The organism is Pseudomonas sp. NFX15, from assembly GCF_049132105.1.
GTDB lineage: Bacteria > Pseudomonadota > Gammaproteobacteria > Pseudomonadales > Pseudomonadaceae > Aquipseudomonas.
Map to the genome: position 1 here is coordinate 271,225 of NZ_JAFMPV010000001.1, position 21,341 is coordinate 292,565.

Genomic DNA, 21,341 nt, shown 5'->3' on the forward strand with positions numbered 1-21,341 from the left:
CCGTCGCGCCAGAGTGTAGACGCTATGGTCATTCGTCTCCGGGGGCCAGTAATAGATTCGGTGCCAGGCGCTGATAACCGTCCTGGGCCAGGCGCATGTCGAGCAGCAGGCTGCCGAGGTCCGCTGACAGCGCTTCGGCGTGCGCATCGTTCTCCAGGTAGAGCAATTTCAGGTAGCTGTTGCAGCTTGGGCACACTTCGGCCCGCAGTGGCGCCTGATTCGCGGCGTGGCGATCATCCTCGAGGCTGACGTAATCCAGGCCCTTGCTTTGCTCGCAATACACACACTTGACCCGCACCACGTGCCATTCGCAGGCACACAAGGAGCAGACCAGATAACGCAAGCCGTTGTGTTTGCCGCGGTTGCGGATTACCCCGGCCATCGCCGGCGAACCGCAGGCCGGGCACTGGCTCAGGCTGTCGCCAGGCGTCAGTGCCAGGTTGGGCGTATTGAGCAACCAGCGGCTCCAGGCGGTTTGCAGCGCCGCGCCGAGGAACGGCACCAGTGCCGCCGGCACCCGCGAGTATTGACCGCTGACCAGCGCCACCGCCCAGCTTCGGCGTTGCCCCGCACCGGCCAGGCGCAAGGTTGCCACGGCGTCGGCCACGGCGGCTTGGATCGGTGCGCCATAGCGCTGTAACAAGAGGTCGAGGTAAAGCTGCCAATCGTCCTCACGTGCCAGGCTGTCGGCCGCGAACGGCGGCAAGCCGTGTTGCAGGCACAGTTCGATGCGTTGACGGTCGAGCGGTTCACTCAGCGGCGGATCGTCCATGACCTGTTGTTGCACCCGACACAGCCCGGCAATCAAGTTCAGGTAGTTGGCCAGTGGGTGCCCATCGGCCAGCGCATCCAGGCGCTGGGCGCGCAGGCTGAACAGATTGTGCGGTGGCAGGTGCAGAAACGGCGGCGAACTGGCCGCCGCTTCGATTTCTCCGGGTTCAAGGATGGTTGGCAACGGTCAGCCCTTTTTGGTGATCGGTGGTTGCGGCGCTTCTTCGCGGGTGACTTCGCGGTACCACAGCTCGTGGTGTTTTTTGGCCCAGGCGCGGCTGACCCAGCCATGCATCATGGCGCTGATGGAACCCTTGATCCAGATGCCCGCGTAGATGTGGATGATGATGCTCAGGATCAGCACAAACCCGGCCAGGGCATGCAACAGCATCGCCCAGCGGATCATGGTGATGCCGAAATACGCGCTGAAATACGCACGCCAGATCACCAGGCCAGTGAACAACAGCCCAAGCATGCACAGCAGTAAAGTCCAGAACAGCAGCTTCTGCCCGGCGTTGTACTTGCCGACCGGGGGCACCTCCTCTTCATCATTGACCAGCACCCGGTCGATGCGCCTGAGCCACACGCGGTCGTTGGCGATGAAAAAATTGGCGCGCCAGAAGCGAAACACCAGGCCGAGGAACAACAGGAACATCACCACGCCCATGAACGGGTGCAGGATGCGCGTCCACGGACCGCCGCCAAACAGGTTGCTGAGCCAGAACAGCGCCGGGTGGAACAACGCCAGGCCGGACAACCCGGCCATGAAAAACAGAATCGCCACCAGCCAGTGATTGGTGCGCTGGTTGCTGGTGTAGCGCAGGATCGTCTTGTTGCTCATGGCCTGCCCTCCCCGCGTGGATCGAAGGTGTGCACCGCCGGATCGACCTGATGCACCGACGTATCCGGCGGGCTCGGGTGTTCATCTTCCTCGACCCGGTTCGGACCAATGCGCACAGAGTGGAAGAACCCGGCCAGCACCGCGGCGCCCATGGCCAGCAGCGCCAGCGGTTTGCTCACGCCCTTCCACAGCCCCACCAGCGGACTGATCACTGGGTCGACGGGCAAACCGGCGTATAGCTTGGGTGTGTCGGCGTGGTGTAAGACGTACATGACGTGGGTACCGCCGACGCCCTCGGGGTCGTACAGCCCGGCGTTATCAAAGCCGCGGCTCTTGAGGTCGACGATGCGCTCGGCGGCGTGCTCCTTCATGTCCTGCTTGGAGCCAAACACAATGGCCCCGGTCGGGCAGGTTTTCACGCAGGCCGGTTCCAGCCCGACCGCCACCCGGTCCGAACACAAGGTACATTTGTAGGCCTTGTGGTCCTTCTGCGAGATGCGCGGAATGTTGAACGGGCAACCGGTGATGCAATAGCCGCAACCGATGCAGTGGTCCTGATCAAAATCGACGATGCCGTTGGCATGCTTGATGATCGCCCCAGGGCTGGGACACGCCGCCAGGCAACCTGGCTCGGCGCAGTGCATACAGCCGTCCTTGCGGATCAGCCATTCGAGGTTGCCGGCGTCGGTCTCGTGCTCAGTGAAGCGCATCAGCGTCCAGGTGTCGGCGGTGAGGTCCTGGGGGTTGTCGTAGGTGCCGTGGTTGTGGCCGACCTCGTCACGCAGTTCGTTCCATTCCGAACACGCCACCTGGCACGCCTTGCAGCCAATGCATTTGGTGGTGTCGATCAGCTTGGCGACTTCCTCCACGCCACGCACCGAAGGCGCGGGTGTGGTGGTGGCCGAGCGGGCAATGATGTCTTGGCTGGCCATTTAGACTTTCTCCACGTTAACCAGGAATGACTTGGATTCCGGGGTCTGGGTGTTGCCATCGCCGAGGAACGGCACCAGGGTGTTGGTCAGGTATCCGTGCCGCGTGAGGCCGGTAAAGCCCCAGTGCAACGGAATGCCGATCTGGTGCACCACCTGGTTGTTGACCTGCAACGGACGTATCCGCTTGGTCACTACCGCCACCGCTTCAATGAAGCCGCGCTTGCTGCTGACCCGCACCCGGTCGCCAGCGACGATGCCTTTTTCCTTGGCCAGCACTTCGCCGATTTCGACGAACTGCTCCGGTTGGGCAATCGCGTTGAGCTTGCAGTGCTTGCTCCAGAAGTGGAAATGCTCGGTCAGCCGGTAGCTCGTCGCGGCGTACGGATAATCCTTGGCCACGCCGAGGGATTCCCACACCGAATCGAAGATCCGCGCCGCCGGGTTGCTGGTGGCTTGTTTGTTCTGCGGGTGCAGCGGGTTGATGCCGATCGGCGTCTCGAACGGCTCGTAGTGCTCGGGGAACGGGCCTTCGTTCATCTTGTCGACGGCGAAGAAACGCGCCACACCCTCAGGGTTCATGATGAACGGGTTCATCCCCGCTTCCGGCGGCACATCGGCCTTGTAGTCCGGCACATCGGTGCCGGCCCAGGCTTTGCCGTTCCACCACACCAGGCGTTTTTTCGGGTCCCACGGCTTGCCTTGCAGGTCAGCCGAAGCGCGGTTGTAGAGAATCCGCCGGTTGGCCGGCCAGGCCCACGCCCATCCTTGGGTCTGGTGCATGCCGTATGGGTCGCTGTTGTCGCGACGCGCCATCTGGTTGCCCAGTTCGGTCCAGCTGCCACAAAAAATCCAGCAACCCGACGCGGTGCTGCCGTCGTCCTTGAGTTGGGCGAACCCGGCCAGTTGTGAGTTGCCCTTGATCGCCGCGCCAGTGGCGTCAGTGAAATCAGTGGTGGCGTAGCCGTTAATTTCCTTGGCCAGTTCCTCTGGTGAAGGTTCATCGGGGATCTTGTAGGCCCAGGATAATTTGAGCAGCGGCTCGGGGTACTTGCCGCCCTCGGTCTGATAACGCTGGCGCAGGCGAAGGAACAACTCGCTCATGATCCGGATGTCGGTCTGCGCTTCGCCCGGTCCGTCGGCGCCTTTCCAGTGCCATTGCAGCCAGCGGCTGCTGTTGACCAGCGAGCCATCCTCCTCGGCAAAGCAGGTGGTGGGCAGGCGAATCACTTCAGTCTGGATGTCGGCACTCTTCACATCGTTGTACGGCCCGACGTTGCGCCAGAACTCCGAGGTCTCGGTAGCCAGCGGGTCCATCACCACCAGCCATTTCAGTTTGGCCAGCGCCGCCATCACCCGGTTTTTGTCCGGCAGCGCGGCAATCGGGTTGAAGCCCTGGCACACGTAGCCGTTGACCTTGCCTTGGCCCATCAGGTCGAACACCTTGAGGATGTCGTAGTTGGGGATGTCGAGTTTCGGCAGGTAGTCGTAGGCCCAGTTGTTTTCGGCCGTGGCGTTGGCGCCGTACCAGGCTTTCATCAGGCTGACGTGGAACTTGCCGTAGTTCTGCCAGTAGGACAGTTGCCCTGGCCGCAGCGGTTTTTGCGTGCGCTTGACGATGTAGGTGTTGTAGTCCTGCTCGCCGTCCGATGGCAGCGTGAGGTAGCCCGGCAGCGAGTTGGACAATAGCCCGAGGTCGGTCAGGCCCTGGATGTTGGAGTGCCCGCGCAAGGCGTTCACACCACCGCCCGGCATGCCGACATTGCCCAGCAGCAGTTGCACCATCGCCGCGCTGCGAATGATCTGCGCGCCAATCGAGTGTTGGGTCCAGCCCAACGCATAGAGGATGGTCATGGTCTTGCCCGGTGCCGAGCAAGAGGCGATTTCGTCCCAGATTTTCTGCATCGCATCGACCGGCATGCCACAGATCTGGCTCGCCAGTTCCTTGGTGTAGCGGCTGTAGTGCTGCTTCATCAACTGATAGACGCAGTGCGGGTCTTGCAGGGTCGGGTCGACCTTGGCGAAGCCGTCATCACCCAGCTCATAGCCCCAGCCGGACTTGTCGGTGTAGCTGCGCTTGGCTGCGTCGTAGCCACTGAATATCCCGTCCTCGAAGCCATAGCCGGCTTTGACGATGAACGACACGTCGGTGTAATTACGCACGTACTCGTGCTGAATCTTGTCCTCGGTCAGCAGGAAATTGATCAGCCCGCCCATGAAGGCAATGTCGGTACCGGTGCGGATCGGCGCGTAATAGTCGGCCACCGAGGCGGTCCGGGTAAAACGCGGGTCGACCACGATCAACCGCGCCTTGTTGTGCGCCTTGGCTTCGGTTACCCATTTGAAACCGCAGGGGTGCGCTTCTGCTGCGTTGCCGCCCATCACCAGGACCAGGTTCGCGTTAGCGATATCGGTCCAGTGGTTGGTCATGGCACCACGGCCGTACGTCGGGGCAAGACTTGCCACCGTCGGGCCGTGTCAGACACGTGCCTGGTTATCAAACCCCAATATGCCGAGACTGCGAATGACCTTGTGGGTGATGTAGCCCGCTTCGTTGGACGCCGCCGAGGCCGCGAGAAAACCGGTGGTCAGCCAGCGGTTCACCGTTTGGCCTTGGGCGTTCTTCTCGATGAAGTTGGCGTCGCGGTCGGTCTTCATCAGGTCGACGACGCGGTCCAGCGCTTCATCCCAGGAGATACGCGTCCATTCAGTGCTGCCGGCCTTGCGCACCTGCGGGTATTGCAAGCGGTCGGGGCTGTGAATGAAGTCCAGCAGGCCCGCGCCCTTGGGGCATAGGGTGCCGCGGTTGACCGGGTGGTCGGCGTCACCTTCGATATGGATGATGTTTTGCGCGACATTCTTCGCCGTATCGCCCTGGCTGTACATGATCACGCCGCATCCGACCGAGCAATACGGGCAGGTGTTGCGGGTTTCATGGGTATGGGCGAGCTTGAAATGACGCACCTGTTCGGCAAAGGCAAGCGTCGGGGCCATGCCCAACGCGCCAAGGCTAGAGCCTGCAAGGCCGATACCGGCGACCTTGAAGAACTGACGACGGCTGAGATCCATCGTGCACTCCTGATCAGGTGGAACCCGGTACATGGCCGGGCCTTTTTGAACAACCACGGTCGCGGCAATCTGGCTGCCGACACTTGAAACTGTAGCCAACGGCTTGGCGCTCTGTGTGAAAACCGACCGTCGGCGGAATCCTGCTTGCCGCGAAGAGCCTTATGGGAGCGAGCCTGCTCGCGAAGGTGTGTCAGTTGACATCACCGTATCTGACACACCATCGCGAGCAGGCTCGCTCCTACAGTGGATTGGCGATTATCATGGTCTGCATTCCAACCCCGCTTTCATGAGACTGCGCATGACTTTCGATTTTGATCAGGTGTTCGACCGCCACCACACCGGCAGTACCAAGTGGAGCCGCTACCCGGCCGACGTGTTGCCGATGTGGGTCGCCGACATGGATTTCGCCGCGCCGCCGATGATCATCCAGGCCTTGCAACAACGACTGGAACACCCGATGGTCGGCTACAGCGTGGCCCAGGACGATCTGCGCGAGGCCATCGTCACCGACCTCTGGAGTAAATACGCCTGGCGTGTCGAGCCACAGGAGCTGATCTTTCTTCCGGGTGTCGAATCGGGTTTCAACATGGCCTTGAAGGCGCTGGTGCACGCGCCGCAGAACGTCGTGGTGCAGGTGCCGAACTACCCGCCGCTGCGCCATGCGCCGGGGCATTGGGGCTTGAGCAAGGTCGAGCTGAGCTTCGATGCGCAGGCCGACGGCACCTACAGCACGCCGCTCGATACCTTGAGCCAGTCATTGCGAGGCGGCGGCGCCCTGCTGCTGAGCAACCCGCACAACCCGTTAGGCAAGGCCTTTCCTCGTGCCGAACTGCAAGCGATTGCCGACATTTGCCTTGAGCACGATGCCTGGATCATCTCCGATGAGATCCATGCCGAGTTGTGTTTCGACGGCCGTACGCATATTCCAATGGCAACCCTGAGCCCGCAAGTCGCCCAGCGCACCATCACCTTGATGTCGGCGAGCAAGGCGTACAACATCGCCGGCCTCAAGACCTCGTTCATGATCATCCAGGACCGCGCCCTGCGCGAGAAGGTCAACCACGCTCGCTGCGGAATGGTCGACAGCGTCAACCCGCTGGGCATGGAAGCCACCCGCGTCGCCTACAGCGAAGCCGCCCCGTGGCTGGCCGAGTTGAAGGTGTACCTGCAAGGCAACCGCGATTTCCTCGCCGATGCAGTGCGCACACGCCTGCCGGGCATCACCATGAACCTGCCGCAGAGCACGTACCTGGCGTGGCTCGACTGCTCGGCGCTGGGCCTGGACGACCCGCAACAGTTCTTCCTGGAGCAAGCCAAGGTCGGTTTGAGCGCTGGCTTGGACTTCGGCGACGACTGCAAGCAGTTCGTACGCCTGAACTTCGGCTGCCCGCGGGCGCTGCTGGAAGAAGGCATTGCGCGGATGGAACGCAGCCTCAAGGCCTGACAAACCGCTGTTCGTCTCGACGATGACCGATGAAACCATCAAGAACTTCGGGGCCAACACCTCGCTCGGTCGCCCCGGTCAACCGGTGGAAGTCGCGCCGATCTACGTACTGCTGGCCTCGGATGAAGCCAGCTATATCACCTGCCAGCGCTACGGTGTCACCGGGGTAAACCGATCCTTTGACCGGTTGGAAAAATTGAACCCGTGGCCCCTCCAGGGCTCCACACCCTATAGTTGCGGATACCTGGAGGTCGTCATGTCTGCCCCCACTACTCAATTTTGGTTCAACTTCCTCCCCCCAGAAATGCTCGGTTGATGAGCTTCACAGTCTGGGTGGCGGTGCTGGGGGCCGTGCTGTTGACCCTGGCGCTCACATCGTCCTATCTGCGCTGGTTGCCCGTGACCACCTCGGCGGTGTGTCTGGTGCTAGGCGTGATCATCGGCCCGGCAGGCCTGGGTTTGCTCAGGCTGGATATCAAGGAATCGGCGTTCTGGATCGAGCACCTGACGGAAGTCGCGGTGCTTTTTTCGTTGTTCGTCTGCGGGCTCAAATTGCGACCGCCCTTGCGTGATCGCCAGTGGCGTGTGGCGTTTTCCCTCGCGGGACCGGTGATGGTGCTGACCATTGTCGGCGTCTGCCTGTTCCTGCATTTCGGGTTTGGACTGGCCTGGGGGCCGTCGCTATTGATCGGGGCGATACTGGCGCCGACCGATCCGGTGCTGGCCTCGCTGGTGCAGGTCAACGACGCCAGGGACGATGATCCGGTGCGATTTGGGCTTTCAGGTGAAGCGGGATTGAACGATGGCATCGCCTTCCCGTTTGTGCTCCTGGGCCTGTTGTTTCTGCAGCAAAACGGCCATTTCGCCAGCGCCCTCGATGATTGGGCCGTCAAACGCCTGTTGTGGGCTGTACCCGCCGGCTTGCTGACCGGTTACTGGATGGGACGCGGCCTCGGTCGCCTGACGCTGATACTGCGCACCCGTCATGCCGACAGCACCGCTTCCCCCAACGATTACCTGACCCTGGCCTTGATCGCCCTGGCTTACGTGGTGGCCGAAACCATTCAAGGCTATGGTTTTCTCTCAGTGTTTGCTGCCGGCCTTGGCTTGCGTCAGGCCGAGGTCAAGACCAGCGGCGACACGCATCCCCCCGCCGAACATCTGGTGCAAGCGGTGGTTGGCCACCAGAACGTCGAACCCGAAGCTGCCGTGCGCGGCAATGTCGACCACCTGGAAGACACCCAAGTCGCCGCCGGTATCATGATGGGCGACATGCTGTCGTTCGGCAGCCTGGTGGAACGGGCCATGGAAGTGTTCCTGGTCACCTTGCTCGGCGTGGTACTGGTGGCCCATTGGGACTGGCGCGCTTTGGTCATCGCACTGGTACTGTTCGGGGTCATTCGCCCGCTGACCGTTTGGCTGATGCCTTGGGGTACCTTGCTCAACACCCCGCAACGCTGGTTGATCGGCTGGTTCGGCATTCGCGGCATCGGCAGCTTCTACTACCTGTTCTACGCCTTAAACCACGACCTTTCGCCCTCAGTGGCAACGCTGTGTGCCGACCTGACGCTGTCGGTGGTCGCCCTGAGCATCCTGGTCCACGGCATCAGCACCCAGCCGATGCTGGCCCGGTACGAGCAGCGCACCCGCCGCGTCATTTCATCGCCAGGGCAATGATTTCCACCAGGTTGAGTTGGGTAAAGGGTTTCGACAGGCGTGGCAGGTGAGCGGCAAACCCTTCCAGGCGTTCGGCGTAGCCGGTGGCGAGGATGATCGGCAATTGCGGCGCAATGATACGGATAGCATGGGCCAACTGCGCGCCGCTCATTTGCGGCATCGCCATGTCGGTGATAACCAGGTCGATATCCGGGTTGTGTTCAAACAACTCCAGAGCCCGGGAACCCGATGCCGCGCTCAAGACCCGGTGCCCAAGGTCCTCCAGCAGCAGGCTGGTGCTGGTCAACACCAGGCTGTCGTCGTCCACCACCAGTACGCACAGGCGCGGCACGGTCACGGGCTGGGTTTTGACGACTGGCTGGAGGACTGCGCCACGGGTGGCGACCGGCAACCACAATTGCGCCGTCGTGCCATGGTCCTTGCGGCTCTTGAGGATAAAACGTCCGCCCAGTTGCTCGATAAAACCGTGGACCATCGACAACCCCAGCCCTGTGCCCTTGCCCACACCCTTAGTGGTAAAGAAGGGGTCCATCGCCGAGGCCAGCGTGGTTTCATCCATGCCTTCGCCACTATCGCTCACGCTCAGACAGACGTACCTCCCTGTTGCCAGGGCGGTATCGCTGCTTTCGGTCACGTCATGGGGTCGGGCACTGAAGGTGATCGTCCCGCCATTGGGCATGGCATCCCTGGCATTGGTGGCCAGGTTCAACACCGCCAGCTCCAATTGATTGAGGTCGGCCATCACCGGCTCAAGACCCTGGGGAAAACGCGTTTCGATTTTCACCGAAGGCCCCAGGGAGCTGCGCAACAGCCCGGAGATACCGTCCACCAAGGCGGGTATCTGCACCGGTTCCGACTTGAGTTCCTGGCGTCGGGCAAAGGCCAGCATGCGCTGGGTCAGGGACACTCCGCGCAAGGCGCCCTGGGTGGCGTTGTCGATCAAACGGGTGATTTTCGCATCGTCCGTCACCCGCTTGCGGACGATTTCCAGGTTCCCGAGGATCACCGTCAGCAGGTTGTTGAAGTCATGGGCAATCCCGCCACTGAGCTGGCCGATGGCCTGCATCTTCTGCGCCTGGAACAGTGCTTCCCGGGTTTGCTCCAGCGCCTGCTGGGCCTGGGTGACTTCGGTGATATCGCGGGTGATCTTGGCAAAACCGAGCAAGGTGCCGGTGTCGCCCCAGATCGGGTCGACAATGACGTGGGCAAGGAACCGCGTGCCATCCTTGCGCAGTCGCCAGCCCTTGTTTTCAAATCGTCCCTCACGAACGGCAACGTCAAGCGTGCGTTGAGGCTCTCGGGCGTCACGGTCCTCCGGGGTGTAGAACATCGAAAAATGCTGGCCGATGACTTCTTCCGGCAGGTAGCCCTTGATGCGCTGGGCCCCCGGGTTCCAGTTACTGACCCGCCCGTCCGGGGCGAGCATGTAGATCGCATAGTCCGTGACGCTCTGCACCAGTAGGCGGAACTGCTGTTCGCTTTGCTTGAGGGTTTCCTCGGCCATTTTGCGATCGGTCAGGTCACGGGTGATCTTGGCGAATCCCAACAACGTACCCGACGCGTCGCGAATCGGATCGATCACCACGTGGGACCAGAAATGCGTGCCGTCCTTGCGCACCCGCCAGCCTTCCCCTTCGAAACGCCCCTCGTGGATCGCCGTGTCCAGCGCCCGTTGCGGCAGCCCGGCCAGGCGATCGTCTTCGGTATAGAAACGCGAGAAATGCTGGCCGAGGATCTCGGCTTCCTCATAACCCTTGAAACGCCGGGCCCCGGCGTTCCAGCTGGTGATGATGCCGTCGGGGTCAATCATGTAGATCGCGTAGTCGATCACCGCATCGATCAGCAGTCGAAAACGGCTGTCATCGATCGCGCTAGACTTGATTCGATCTTCACTCATTGATTACGCCACCTGATTGTTTCAGTGAAGTATGCGACAAACAGGAAATTTGGAAAGCCGCAAAAGCTGCGTGTTGCAGTTGTGCTTGCCCTCGGCCGCTATCGGTTCACGTATTTGATGACGTGGCCGTACAGCTCGTGATAGACAAAATCGGGCACCTGGTCAGCATGCGCGGTGGTTTTCGCCAGCAACCGATGACACTCCTTGATTATCTCGTCGCGCTCCGCGAGAGAGTAGACAAGCCGGTTGACGATGGCACTGTAGGCACTGAACGAATACGCGGTCGCCGAGCTGCTGACCACCATCGAGCCATCGTAGGCCTGACTGAAGGTGCTTTGGGCGCGCAAGGTACGTTCTTTGAGATAACCGAAACCGCGTTCGTACAAGCTGATTTGCGAGCCGGCAACGGTTTTTGCTGCCGATTCGAATGCCAGGAGAATCGCCTGCGCATTGCCAAGGCTGAAATGCAGCGTGTCGAGGCTGACAAAGCGTTCCAGTTCGCGATTTTCCAAGCTCTTTAACGCTCTCTTGATGCTGGAGACATGGGCAAACTCACGATTGCAGCCAACCACGTGAATGTCGAATTGATAGCCGGCGGCTTTTGCTGACGTGGGCACGTGCACGAAATCGATGGCGTCGAAAGCGCACTCCATGATGATGTTCAGTTTGCGCTTGAAGGCCTCGCCAAAGATTCTCTCGCCCAGTTCCCGTACAAAGGCTTCAGTGTGTTGATAAACGTGCAGCACGCCCACCTTGGACATTTCGGTGTAATGCGGGTGTTGGGTGCGGTATTCGGGCAGATACAACCGAACGAAGTTCTCGTAACGCCCGGAGGGCAGTAGGCTCTTTTCCAGCAGATAGGTTTTGCCGGAACTCTCCACCCCGGCGGTGACCAGCATCTTGGGCAGGGTGTCGGCCGTTTTACCGGCAAACAGCGTAGCCACGATTTCATTCAGCGCGTTGTTCAACTCGGTCGAGGTGTAAGGGTATAGCGGTGCATCTGACATATCTTGATTTCCTTATCAAAGAGGGTTTGAAGTTTTGCCCTTCCCCTTTGAATAAAGGATGCAAACGCCGATTGTTCAAATTCACGATTGAATCAACATATGTCTTTATTTTTTAAGGTAAAAATTCCTACTCGCAAGAAAGAAAATTCGATGGCGCAATGGCCCACCAGCGCGGCAGTAACTGCTTGACCTTGCTCTCGCCAAAACGGTCGTCGATCAACATCACCACGCCTTGATCCTGTTGCGTGCGAATGACCCGGCCAGCTGCCTGCACCACTTTCTGTACGCCGGGAAACAGGTAGGTGTAGTCATAACCGGCGCCAAAAATGGCAGCCATGCGCCGCTTCAATTGCTCGTTCACCGGGTTGAGCTGTGCCAGCCCAAGGGTGGCGATAAACGCGCCGATCAAGCGGGCGCCCGGCAAATCGATGCCTTCACCAAAGGCCCCGCCCAGCACCGCGAAGCCGACGCCCTGGCCATCCGCATGAAACTGATCGAGAAACGCTTGGCGTTGCGCCTCGCCCATGCCTCGGGACTGCGACCACAGAGGGATGTGCGGATGCTTCTCGGCGAGTAACTGCGCCACCTGTTGCAAGTAATCGAAGCTGCTGAAAAACGCCAGGTAGTTGCCGGGGCGCTCGCAGAACTGCCGGGCGATCAATTCCACGATCGGTTCCAGCGAGGCCTGGCGATGCACGAACCGGGTGGAGATGCGGTTGACGATGTGCACTTGCAATTGATCGGCGTGGAACGGCGACTCAACGTCGATGCACACCGTGTCCGCCGGGGTTCCCAGCAAATCGGCGTAATAGAGCCGGGGGCTGAGGGTCGCGGAAAACAGTACCGTGCTGCGTGCCGCGGTCAGGCGCGGGCGGATGAACCCTGCCGGCACCACATTGCGCAGGCACAACTGCGAGAGTGGGCGCTTGCGGTCGAGGTCGCGCTTGCTGATGTCGAACAGGAACTGCTCGTCGAACAGTTCGGCGACCCGGCAAAAGTGCAACATGTCGAAGTAAAAACTCTGCAGCGCGCTGTCCACCCCTTGAGGGTGATCGTTGAGGTAGTCACCGATGCTGGCGTTGCACGATGACAAGGCTTGAAGCAGTTTTTCCGGTGCCTTGTCATAGGCCTGATATGCGCCCAATTGCGTGTCGTGCAGGGCGTTCCATTCGCGACTGACCCGCTGCATCGGCTTCTTGAGCGCATCGGGCGCGGTTTTGCGCACGCCGTTGAAGGTCGCCTGATCGAGGATGGCGCTGTACATCTGCCGGCCGCGCTCCACCAGGTTGTGGGCTTCGTCGACCAGCACCGCAACGTTCCAGTGGCTGGCCTGGGCCAGGCCGAACAGCAAGGCGCTGAAGTCGAAGTAATAGTTGTAGTCGGCCACCACCACATCGGCCCAGCGTGCCATTTCCTGGCTCAGGTAGTACGGACACACTTCGTGTGCCAGGGCCACCTCGCGCAAGGCGTTCTGGTTCAACAAGCTCAATTGGCTGGCGGCCTGCCGTGCGGCGGGCAATCGATCATAGAAACCCCGGGCCAGCGGACAAGACTCGCCGTGGCAGGCTTTGTCCGGGTGTTCGCAGGCCTTGTCCCGGGCAATCATTTCCAGCACCCGCAATGGCGGTGCATCGGCGCCGTTGAGCACTACTTGGGCGGCGTCGAGCGCGAGTTTTCGACCCGGGGTTTTCGCCGTGAGGAAGAACACCTTGTCCAGCTGTTGTGGCGCCAGTGCCTTGAGCATGGGGAACAAGGTGCCCAGGGTTTTACCGATGCCGGTGGGGGCCTGGGCCATCAGGCAGCGCCCAGTGCTGACAGCCTTGAACACCGACTCCGCCAAATGACGCTGCCCCGGTCGAAAGTCGGCGTGGGGGAAAGACAGGTGCTGCGCCGCAAGGTTGCGTGCGGCACGGTGGGTGACTTCCTGCTCGGCCCATTGCAGGAACCGCGTGCAATGCTGCTCGAAAAACTGTTGCAGCTGCACGGCCTCGAAAGACTCGACCAGGCAGGCCTCCTTTTCGCTGACGATGTCGAAATACACCAGCGCCAGATTGATCTGCGGCAGATCCAGTTTGCGGCACATCAGCCAGCCGTAGATTTTTGCCTGGGCCCAGTGCAGTTGTCGGTGATTGGCCGGTTGCTTGCTCAAGTCGCCGCGGTAGGTCTTGACCTCTTCCAGGCAGTTTTGCCCGGGGTCATAGCCGTCCGCCCTGCCCTTGACCGTCAAGGTCTGATACTGGCCTTCAAGGGCCACTTCACTCTGATAGCCCTCGCTGCGCCGCGATGCCACCGTCCGGTGCCCGACGATGCCCTCCAGCGCGGACGGCGACGGCGTGAAGCGCAGATCGAGGTCGCCGACCTTGGCGGTGAACTCACACAGCGCCCGTACCGCAATGCTGTAGCTCAAGCGCCATGCTCCGCCCATTGCACATAACACACGGCAATTGGCATCTGATGTTCATGGCAGAACTCGAGCCAGCGCAACTGGTTATCTTGCAGGCGATCACCCGGGCCTTTGACTTCGATCATGCGGTAGGTCTTTTGCTGCGGCCAGAACTGGATCAGGTCCGGCATGCCGGCGCGATTGGCCTTGATATCGAGCAGAAGACGATTGAACCAGTGCTTGAGGTGCTCGGCCGGGAGGCAATCCAGGGCCTGTTCGAGCAACTCATCGCTGAGCACACTCCAGAAAACGAACGGCGATTGTATGCCCCACTTGGCGGCATACCGTTCACGGAGGGTCTGCCGGTAGCGCCCGTCGTCGAGTTCGGCCAGGCAGGCCTGAAACAGCTCTGCCCGGCGGCCATGGAAGTCTTCGTTGAGCAAATCCACCGGCCCGCGCTGGAACGGGTGGAAAAACGCCCCCGGCAGCGGTGCAAAAATCGCCGGCCAGCAGAGCAAGCCAAACAGTGAATTGATCAGGCTGTTTTCGACGTAGTGCACCGGTGCGGATTCTTCGGCCAGGTGCGCCTGCACGTAACACTCCACGGATAGTTCCAGCTCCGTCCTGGGCAGGTGCAGGTCAAGGCGCTGCATGGGCCGAGGCGCCGCACGCTTGATCGGTGGCCCGCCGAGCTTGCGCCGCAGGCGTGGCAGTATGCGCAGCAGATGCTGTTGTTCGGCGGCGCTTTCCGGCGCCTGTTCGGCCTGTTCGGCCAGCTCCAGCGCCAATTCGAACTCACCGCAGCGTTCCAGCACGCGAATCAGCCGCGAACGCGCCCCCGGGTAGGCGCATTCGCGGTAGAGGTTCAGGGCCATGGAAAAGTCGGCGATGCGTTCGCAATACTGGCCCATCTGGAACAGCAACTTGTCACGCCGCCGTTGCAACCACGGGTTATCCAGTGCCAGCCCCTTGATTTGCTCGACTACGTCTTCCAACGCGTCACCGGCCTCGAATTGTTGCTGGTACAGGTGCAGCAGCAGGCAGGCATCCACGTCTTCACGGCTGCGAAGGCCTCGGGACTCGACACAGAATTCGACTTTTTCGTAGGTGTAGATGCCGAGATCGGCCAGCACAAACTCCGACCAATCCTGATACAGGTTGCCAAAGAACATCAGCCGCAAACGGTCGCACAACGCCGTGATGGTCAGGCTGAACAGGCGTTCGTCGAGGTCCGGGCACCAGTCGCTGAAACTTTGCACCTGGGGCAACCGCTCGCACAGCGTCGGCAGCCAGTCGGCTTTTTTGCCTTTGGGTTGGTCGATGTCGGTGGCAAAGGCCTGGAGAATTTCGGCCTTGAGCAACACCTCGAACACCGTTTCGATCGAGATCGGCAGGTGCTCATCGATCCAGCCCAGTTCCAGCAACGGGCCGGCCGCTTGGCCGATATCGCCGATTTCCTCGTAATGCAGCTTGCCCGCCCGGAAATGATCCCCCTTGCGCATGACCATCCTGACCAGCAACGCCCTCGACTCGCGGGGCAACGCCCTGAAGGCCTGGATGAACCGTTGCTCTTCGACGCTCAATACATCGGCATAGCGTTGCTCAAGCCAATCAAGCACTTGCATGAAGTTATTGAGGTAATAGAACGGATTGTCGAGGGGGTTTGCGGTCACAGGAAAATAAGCCATGGCGAGCGGATACTGGTTATGCGTACAGATACCAGTTCCACAACACCGGGTGCAATCGGAAAAGGATAAATGGCGGCGCTGTGTGGTTTTTTGCTCAGGCCGTCGAACTTTCCGCGCCCAGACGGCACCAACCGCCATAGAGGTGCAGCAAGCATCACCGACCCGATGGCGCTGCTGCAAAACAAACGGGAGACGATAATGGACATCAAGACACTGGGCTTGCCCCTGGCTGTAGCCGCCCTGCTGACACTGGCCGGCTGCTCGACGCCAACGGTCGTAACGCTGCAGAACGGCACGCAATACCTGACCAAGGACATGCCGAAAACCAAAACCAAGGACGGTTTCTTTGAATTTGAGGACATTTCAGGGGCGAAAGTAAAGGTTCGCGCCGACGAAGTAGCGACCGTTCGCCAGGAAGACGACTGAGTCCCAAAGGATGCCACTGGCCCCTTCACCTTCCCCCTCGGTGGCAGGTTTCCAGCACTGCCTTACACTGCGTAGACCCAGGGCAACGAATGACTGTGCAGCGGTATGATGGAGTCCGCTGCAACACGGGCATCACGTCATGATTCAGGTGAAGCCGAAATGAAGATGGCCACGCCACTTTTGGTCTCGATCCTTGCTGCCAGCGCGTGCCTGACAGCCAATGTATGTGTGGCTGCCAAGAAGCCCGTGCCCACCTACAAAACCACCTTTGACTGCACCGGCAATTCAATCGCCGTCGAAAAGCTCATCTGTCACGACCCCCAGTTGGCGCAGATGGACCTTGAACTCAATCGCCTTTATCTCCTGGCACTCACGGATGAAAAATCCGTGCCGCGCCCGGACAAGGTCGAGGTCGATCAACGCTTCTGGATCGAGGCTCGCAACCAGTGCGGCAGCGGCCCCCAAGCCAAGGCCTGTGTTGTTCGCAGTTATGCCGAACGCGCGCATCGATTGCGCCAAGGCTCGGCCATTGCGCGAACCAAGGATCCCAGCCGACGCACCGAAGGCCCCGTTGCCTACCATTGCGCAGGTTTTAGCCCGCTGGTTGCCGCGACGTTCTTCACGGTCGAACCGGGCGTGGTGTTTTTGCAATGGGCGAGCACCTCTGTCGCCCTGACCCAGGTGCCGAACAGTTCGGGCACCCAGTACACCGGCAAGGATTTCAAAGGTAATTACAGCTTCTGGCAGATTGGCAATGACGTGTTCTTGCAAATACCCGGCTCAGGCCAGATGAGTTGCGCAGCCGAACCGGTCGGCTGAAGAAGGTGGCATCGGGACGTCCTGTCCCGATGAACACTCAACGCACTAGCTACCCGTGCGAATCTTGTTCCACACGCGCGTACGAATGCGGTCGATATTCAGCGGCATGGCTTCGAGGGCAAACAGCTTGCCCATCATTTCCGGGCTCGGGTAGACCTTGGTGTCGTTCTTGATGGCCGGGTCGATCAGGCTGTCGGCCTGCTCATTGCCGTTGGCGTAATGCACGTAGTTACTGACGCCCGCCATCACATCCGGGCGCAGCAGGTAATCCATGAAGGCATAACCGGCCTTTTCGTCCGGCGCGTCAGCCGGCATGGCGACCATGTCGAACCAGATCGCCGCGCCTTCCTTGGGAATCGAGTAGCCGATATCGATACCGTTGTTGGCTTCCTTGGCGCGGTTTTCCGCTTGCAGGATGTCACCGGAGAAGCCGACCGCGACGCAGATATCGCCGTTGGCCAGGTCACTGGTGTACTTGGACGAGTGGAAGTAGCTGACATACGGCCGCACTTTCATCAGCAGCGCTTCAGCCTTTTTGTAGTCTTCCGGGTTTTTGCTGTGATGCGGCAGGCCGAGGTAGTTCAGCGCCGCCGGCAGCAACTCCGGGCCATTGTCGAGTATGGCCACGCCGCACTTCTGCAACTTCTCCATGTTTTCGGGCTTGAAGATCAAGTCCCAGGAGTCCACCGGGGCATTGTCACCCAGCACGGCCTTGACCTTGGCAATGTTGTAGCCAATGCCGGTGCTGCCCCACAGGTACGGGAAGCCGTGTTCGTTGCCCGGGTCGTTGACCTGCAGCGCCTTCATCAGCACCGGGTTGAGGTTCTTCCAGTTCGGCAACTGGCTCTTGTCGAGCTTCTTTAGCGCCCCGCCCTGAATCTGCCGGGCCATGAAGTGGTTGGACGGGAAGACCACGTCGTAACCGGATTTACCGGTCATCAACTTGCCGTCCAGGGTTTCGTTGCTGTCGTAGACGTCGTAGGTAAAACCGATGCCGGTTTCTTTCTGAAAGTTTTTCGTGGTGTCCGGCGCGATGTAATCCGACCAGTTATAGATCTTGACGGTGTCGGCCGCCTGACTGATCGATGCAGCCAGCATCAGCGGGGCCAGGGTCAGTGTCTTTCGCAGCATGAGTCGATTCCTGTAGTTTTTTTTGTTGGCAGGCAATCAAAGGGATCAGTGTTCTATTGTTTTGAATTCAGAAAATCAGCACGTAGGTCTTGCGCACGGTTTCCTGGATGTCCCAGATACCGAGGGTGTTGGCCGGCATCATCAGCGCATCACCGGCTTCGATGTGCAGGGTTTCGCCGCCGCCATCCGGGGTGAAGGTGCAGCGACCCTGAATGAAGTGGCAAAACTCCTGGGCGACGATCTGCCGCCGCCAACGGCCGGGGGTGCACTCCCAGACGCCGGTCTCGACGCCGTCGTCGCGCTCCACACTGGTGGTAGACGCCACGGCCACGGGTGTACCCAGCGGCACGGCGACCGGATTGGACTCGTCCAGCTTCAGGGTTGCGGTGTTCTTGAATTGCGTGATGCTCATGGGAATACCTGTTGATGTAGAAACGCCATTTAGTGCATGAAACCTTCCATAAAACCGGCGACCCCGCTGGCGAGCTTGCGCCGCCACGGTGCGGTGGCCGGGTTGGCCAGGGTCTGGTCTTCATGGACAAAGCTGCGGATGATCGCGTTGTAGCCGAGCCAGCGGATCGGTTCCGGTTCCCAGGCCCGCAGTGCATCAATGCCACGCTGCGGCATCACCCAGGGCTGGCGGACCAGTTCGGTGTCGCGCCCCAGGATCAAGTCGGCCAGGGTTCGGCCGCCCAGGTTGCTGGCACCTACGCCCTCCCCGCCATAACCGCCCGACAAGGCAATGCCATTGGCCCGGTCGCAGAGCATGTGCGGCTTGAAGTGCCGGGACATGCCGAGGTTGCCGCCCCAGGCATGGGTGATCTGCACGTTCTTCAATTGCGGGAACAACTCGCCGAACAGATAGCGCCGCAGCTGTTTCTCGCCAGCAGTCAGGTCGAAGTCGTGGCGCAGTTTGCCGGCAAACTGGTAGCCGCCTCGGGCACCAAAGATCAAACGGTTGTCCGCGCTGCGCTGACCGTAGGTGACCTGGCGGCTGGCTTCGCTGAACGCCTGGCCACGGCTCAGGCCGATTTCGTCCCAAGTGGCCGCCGACAACGGCTCGGTCGCGACGATCAGGCTCTGCACCGGCATCTGGTAGCGCCCCAATGGCGGCAGCGTGACGGAGTAACCTTCTACCGCCGGCACCAACCAGCGGCTGCGCACCGAGGCTTTCGCCGTGCGCAGGCTGCCGGACTGCCAATGGGTAACCGGGCTGTTTTCATAAATCTTGACGCCCAGGCGCTCCACCGTGCGGGCCAGGCCGCGTACCAGTTTGGCCGGGTGAATCGTCGCTACGTGCGGTGCGTAGATCCCGCCATAGGGTTTGGCGACACGAATCTGCTGCGCCAGTTGTTCCGGGGTGAGCCAGCGATAATCGCTGTCATTGAGGCCTTGGCGATGCAAGTCGTCGAGGTACTGACGCAGGCTGGTTTCCTGCTCCGGATAACGGGCGGCGCAATACAGCACCCCGCCCTTGCGGTAATCGCAGTCGATGCCCTCACGCTCGAGGACAACTTCCACTTCATCGGGAATGCGGTGCAGCAAATCGTAGGAGGCGCGACGGTCTTCGGGCGACAGGCCCGTCAGCAGCCGGTCTTCGCCCAGCAAATTACCCATCAGCCAGCCGCCATTACGCCCCGACGCGCCGAACCCGGCGGTTTGCGCTTCGACGATGGCAATGCTCAGGTCGGGTTTGTGCTGCTTGAGGTAGTACGCGGTCCACAGCCCGGTATAGCCGGCGCCGATGATCGCCACGTCGACATCCAGGTCCCGTTCCAGCGCCGGACGCGCCAACAAAGGCTCGTCGAGCTGGTCCATCCACAAACTGATAGTGCGCCACGCCGGCATGCAAGACTCCGCCACTGAAAACGTCGATGGCGTGGATCCTAGTGCGAGGGCTCAGGCGCTGTCTTGCGCGCGTGCACGCAAAGAAATTTGTTTGACATAGGCCTTGGGCGACTGGCCCGTATGCTGGCGAAAACAGCTGTAGAACGCCGACAACGAATTGAATCCGGCAGCGAAGGCCAGTTCATCGATGCGCACGGGCGGCGTGGCGGCGTCCAGCGCCGCGAGCAAATGCTGCAGGCGCGCTTGGTTAACGTAGCGGTAGAAACTCTGGCCAAGCACCTGATTGAGCAGATAGGAAATCTGGTTGCGGCTGTAGCCGCACTCCTTTGCCACCCGTTGCAGGTCCAGTTCCGGGTCGAGGTACGGCTGCTGGCGCTGGAAATACTGTTGCAGGTCATCAGCCATGAAGCTCAGCTGGCGCGGCGACAAGCCGAGTCGGCTGACGGCCGGGCGCTGGCTGGCGGAGGTTTTGCTGACGGGGTGTTCGTGCACCAGCGAAGCATATTCGTTGACTCGCCAGATCAGCCCGTCCTTGACGGTGATCGCTTCACTGGCGCGAAACGACACCAGCCCATCACCGCCGCGCAAGGTAATCCGGTATTGAATGAACGCCGTGTTGCCGTCCAGGCGAATGCGGTCGGAATGCTCCAGGGCTTCATCTGGATCACGCGGCATACTGCTGCGCACGTACTCGCGCAAGTCGGCCAGGTTCATGACCCGGTTCTGGAAAAAGTCGTTGTATTGGACTTCGGGGTGATAAAGCGCCATGACGCCATCCAGATCCCGGTGCTTCCAGCGCAGGTGATAACGCATGACCGTCTCGCGCGTGGCCTGGGTTTGCAGCGGGCCATCATCATCGGCGTGCATTGAAAATCTCGACGGGAAAAACCCCGAGCTTGCCCAACTTCTGCCTGGCCTTCAACGACTAAACCGATGATGGCTTGTGGCCGCAACCCCCTCGCGAAGCGTGAGCTGAATCAAAAAAAATGCATCAATCGCCAAACGGCCTGAAAAATCCACATTCTTTTCACATACGGATGCTACTTTTAAAGACTGTCACTGGTTGAACCATTGAAGGTTCTTCCCTCCTACCATGAGCTAACGGAAGCGCTCGATAATGAAGGCGGGCAACACATGAACAAAGGGTTCAGTAAGGTCACCTTTCCAAACGCCTGCCAGCTGATGCGCTGGCATTTTCATCCCATGGGATTCGAGGCGAGCATGGATGCACCGGGCAGCATGATTGCCCGTCTGTTTGACCGGGCCACTGGCGAGACCATGATCGCCATTGCCGGTATTCCGTGCGCCACTGTCATGAATGCGGCAGATGTGGAACGAATAATCGAAGCGGTGGAGGACGAGCTGGAAGCCTTCATCCCCCCGGAGGCCCTCAGGAGTTATGCCTGAAGGC

The 21,341-nt window shown here is 60.5% G+C and carries 17 protein-coding genes and 1 pseudogene; 6 read left to right on the forward strand and 12 right to left on the reverse strand.

Features of this window, described 5'->3' with window-relative positions:
• Positions 1-28: 28 nt before the first annotated feature.
• Genes fdhE through fdnG form a run of 4 tightly spaced genes read right to left on the reverse strand, consistent with a single transcriptional unit; the run spans position 29 to position 5,610 of the window.
• Positions 29-955, reverse strand: a complete 927-nt coding sequence (fdhE, locus tag J1D76_RS01130; RefSeq protein WP_421136609.1) for a formate dehydrogenase accessory protein FdhE — start codon at positions 953-955, stop codon at positions 29-31.
• Positions 956-958: 3 nt separating this feature from the next.
• Positions 959-1,612 (reverse strand): formate dehydrogenase subunit gamma, encoded by a 654-nt coding sequence (locus J1D76_RS01135; protein WP_421136610.1) that lies wholly within the window; start codon positions 1,610-1,612, stop codon positions 959-961.
• Positions 1,609-2,544 carry a formate dehydrogenase subunit beta gene (gene fdxH / locus J1D76_RS01140; protein ID WP_421136611.1) on the reverse strand — a complete coding sequence of 312 codons (936 nt, stop codon included), beginning with the start codon at positions 2,542-2,544 and terminating at the stop codon, positions 1,609-1,611. The genes J1D76_RS01135 and fdxH overlap by 4 nt, the downstream gene beginning before the upstream one ends.
• Positions 2,545-5,610, reverse strand: coding sequence for a formate dehydrogenase-N subunit alpha (gene fdnG, locus J1D76_RS01145; protein WP_421136612.1), 3,066 nt, complete (start codon positions 5,608-5,610; stop codon positions 2,545-2,547). It abuts the gene before it with no gap.
• Positions 5,611-5,908: 298 nt separating this feature from the next.
• Between fdnG and J1D76_RS01150 the strand changes: the two genes are divergently transcribed.
• The 3 genes and pseudogenes from J1D76_RS01150 (at position 5,909) to J1D76_RS01160 (ending at position 8,731) form a co-directional block, all read left to right on the forward strand.
• A complete protein-coding gene (locus J1D76_RS01150; protein WP_421136613.1) occupies positions 5,909-7,054 on the forward strand; it encodes a MalY/PatB family protein in 1,146 nt (381 codons plus the stop codon).
• 4 nt (positions 7,055-7,058) lie between these two features.
• A pseudogene (locus tag J1D76_RS01155) lies at positions 7,059-7,237 on the forward strand (SDR family oxidoreductase); the annotation flags it as partial.
• Between the two features lie 132 nt (positions 7,238-7,369).
• Positions 7,370-8,731: a cation:proton antiporter gene (locus J1D76_RS01160; RefSeq protein ID WP_421136614.1), complete on the forward strand. Its 1,362-nt coding sequence runs from the start codon at positions 7,370-7,372 to the stop codon at positions 8,729-8,731.
• On the opposite strand, the gene J1D76_RS01165 is transcribed toward J1D76_RS01160, so the two are convergent.
• The 4 genes from J1D76_RS01165 to J1D76_RS01180 form a co-directional block, all read right to left on the reverse strand.
• The gene (locus J1D76_RS01165) at positions 8,709-10,628 is read right to left on the reverse strand and encodes a PAS domain S-box protein (RefSeq protein ID WP_421136615.1); all 1,920 of its coding nucleotides are present in this window, start codon (positions 10,626-10,628) and stop codon (positions 8,709-8,711) included. The genes J1D76_RS01160 and J1D76_RS01165 overlap by 23 nt on opposite strands.
• A 98-nt stretch (positions 10,629-10,726) precedes the next feature.
• The gene (locus J1D76_RS01170) at positions 10,727-11,635 is read right to left on the reverse strand and encodes a zeta toxin family protein (protein ID WP_421136616.1); all 909 of its coding nucleotides are present in this window, start codon (positions 11,633-11,635) and stop codon (positions 10,727-10,729) included.
• 127 nt (positions 11,636-11,762) lie between these two features.
• On the reverse strand, positions 11,763-14,042 hold the full coding sequence (locus J1D76_RS01175; protein ID WP_421136617.1) for a helicase C-terminal domain-containing protein: 2,280 nt from the start codon (positions 14,040-14,042) through the stop codon (positions 11,763-11,765).
• A complete protein-coding gene (locus tag J1D76_RS01180; RefSeq protein ID WP_421136618.1) occupies positions 14,039-15,706 on the reverse strand; it encodes a VRR-NUC domain-containing protein in 1,668 nt (555 codons plus the stop codon). The genes J1D76_RS01175 and J1D76_RS01180 overlap by 4 nt, the downstream gene beginning before the upstream one ends.
• A 198-nt stretch (positions 15,707-15,904) precedes the next feature.
• Here J1D76_RS01180 and J1D76_RS01185 point away from each other — a divergent pair, with 198 nt between their 5' ends.
• Both J1D76_RS01185 and J1D76_RS01190 read left to right on the forward strand, forming a co-directional pair.
• Entirely contained in the window at positions 15,905-16,132 is a 228-nt protein-coding gene (locus J1D76_RS01185) for a YgdI/YgdR family lipoprotein (protein WP_421136796.1), read from the forward strand.
• A 159-nt stretch (positions 16,133-16,291) separates the two neighbouring features.
• Entirely contained in the window at positions 16,292-16,951 is a 660-nt protein-coding gene (locus tag J1D76_RS01190; RefSeq protein WP_421136619.1) for an MliC family protein, read from the forward strand.
• 45 nt (positions 16,952-16,996) lie between these two features.
• Here the strand turns inward: J1D76_RS01190 and J1D76_RS01195 are convergent, their stop codons facing one another.
• The 4 genes from J1D76_RS01195 to J1D76_RS01210 form a co-directional block, all read right to left on the reverse strand.
• Positions 16,997-18,082 (reverse strand): polyamine ABC transporter substrate-binding protein, encoded by a 1,086-nt coding sequence (locus J1D76_RS01195; RefSeq protein ID WP_421136620.1) that lies wholly within the window; start codon positions 18,080-18,082, stop codon positions 16,997-16,999.
• A gap of 67 nt (positions 18,083-18,149) precedes the next feature.
• Complete coding sequence (locus J1D76_RS01200) at positions 18,150-18,494, reverse strand: cupin domain-containing protein (protein ID WP_421136621.1); 345 nt, start codon at positions 18,492-18,494, stop codon at positions 18,150-18,152.
• A 29-nt stretch (positions 18,495-18,523) separates the two neighbouring features.
• Positions 18,524-19,930 (reverse strand): NAD(P)/FAD-dependent oxidoreductase, encoded by a 1,407-nt coding sequence (locus J1D76_RS01205; RefSeq protein ID WP_421136622.1) that lies wholly within the window; start codon positions 19,928-19,930, stop codon positions 18,524-18,526.
• A gap of 51 nt (positions 19,931-19,981) precedes the next feature.
• Positions 19,982-20,797: a helix-turn-helix domain-containing protein gene (locus tag J1D76_RS01210; protein ID WP_421136623.1), complete on the reverse strand. Its 816-nt coding sequence runs from the start codon at positions 20,795-20,797 to the stop codon at positions 19,982-19,984.
• A gap of 267 nt (positions 20,798-21,064) precedes the next feature.
• On the opposite strand from J1D76_RS01210, the gene J1D76_RS01215 reads away from it, so the two are divergent.
• Entirely contained in the window at positions 21,065-21,337 is a 273-nt protein-coding gene (locus tag J1D76_RS01215; protein ID WP_103393320.1) for a DUF1652 domain-containing protein, read from the forward strand.
• Positions 21,338-21,341 lie beyond the last annotated feature (4 nt).

Bases quoted from the DNA above. Each gene is read 5' to 3' on its own strand.
- fdxH (WP_421136611.1), bottom strand. From the start codon at position 2,544: ATGGCCAGCCAAGACATCATTGCCCGCTCGGCCACCACCACACCCGCG.
- J1D76_RS01215 (WP_103393320.1), top strand. From the start codon at position 21,065: ATGAACAAAGGGTTCAGTAAGGTCACCTTTCCAAACGCCTGCCAGCTG.
- J1D76_RS01165 (WP_421136615.1), bottom strand. From the start codon at position 10,628: ATGAGTGAAGATCGAATCAAGTCTAGCGCGATCGATGACAGCCGTTTT.
- J1D76_RS01135 (WP_421136610.1), bottom strand. From the start codon at position 1,612: ATGAGCAACAAGACGATCCTGCGCTACACCAGCAACCAGCGCACCAAT.
- J1D76_RS01160 (WP_421136614.1), top strand. From the start codon at position 7,370: ATGAGCTTCACAGTCTGGGTGGCGGTGCTGGGGGCCGTGCTGTTGACC.
- J1D76_RS01195 (WP_421136620.1), bottom strand. From the start codon at position 18,082: ATGCTGCGAAAGACACTGACCCTGGCCCCGCTGATGCTGGCTGCATCG.
- J1D76_RS01150 (WP_421136613.1), top strand. From the start codon at position 5,909: ATGACTTTCGATTTTGATCAGGTGTTCGACCGCCACCACACCGGCAGT.
- J1D76_RS01205 (WP_421136622.1), bottom strand. From the start codon at position 19,930: ATGCCGGCGTGGCGCACTATCAGTTTGTGGATGGACCAGCTCGACGAG.
- J1D76_RS01170 (WP_421136616.1), bottom strand. From the start codon at position 11,635: ATGTCAGATGCACCGCTATACCCTTACACCTCGACCGAGTTGAACAAC.
- J1D76_RS01180 (WP_421136618.1), bottom strand. From the start codon at position 15,706: ATGGCTTATTTTCCTGTGACCGCAAACCCCCTCGACAATCCGTTCTAT.
- J1D76_RS01185 (WP_421136796.1), top strand. From the start codon at position 15,905: ATGGACATCAAGACACTGGGCTTGCCCCTGGCTGTAGCCGCCCTGCTG.
- J1D76_RS01190 (WP_421136619.1), top strand. From the start codon at position 16,292: ATGAAGATGGCCACGCCACTTTTGGTCTCGATCCTTGCTGCCAGCGCG.
- J1D76_RS01200 (WP_421136621.1), bottom strand. From the start codon at position 18,494: ATGAGCATCACGCAATTCAAGAACACCGCAACCCTGAAGCTGGACGAG.
- J1D76_RS01210 (WP_421136623.1), bottom strand. From the start codon at position 20,797: ATGCACGCCGATGATGATGGCCCGCTGCAAACCCAGGCCACGCGCGAG.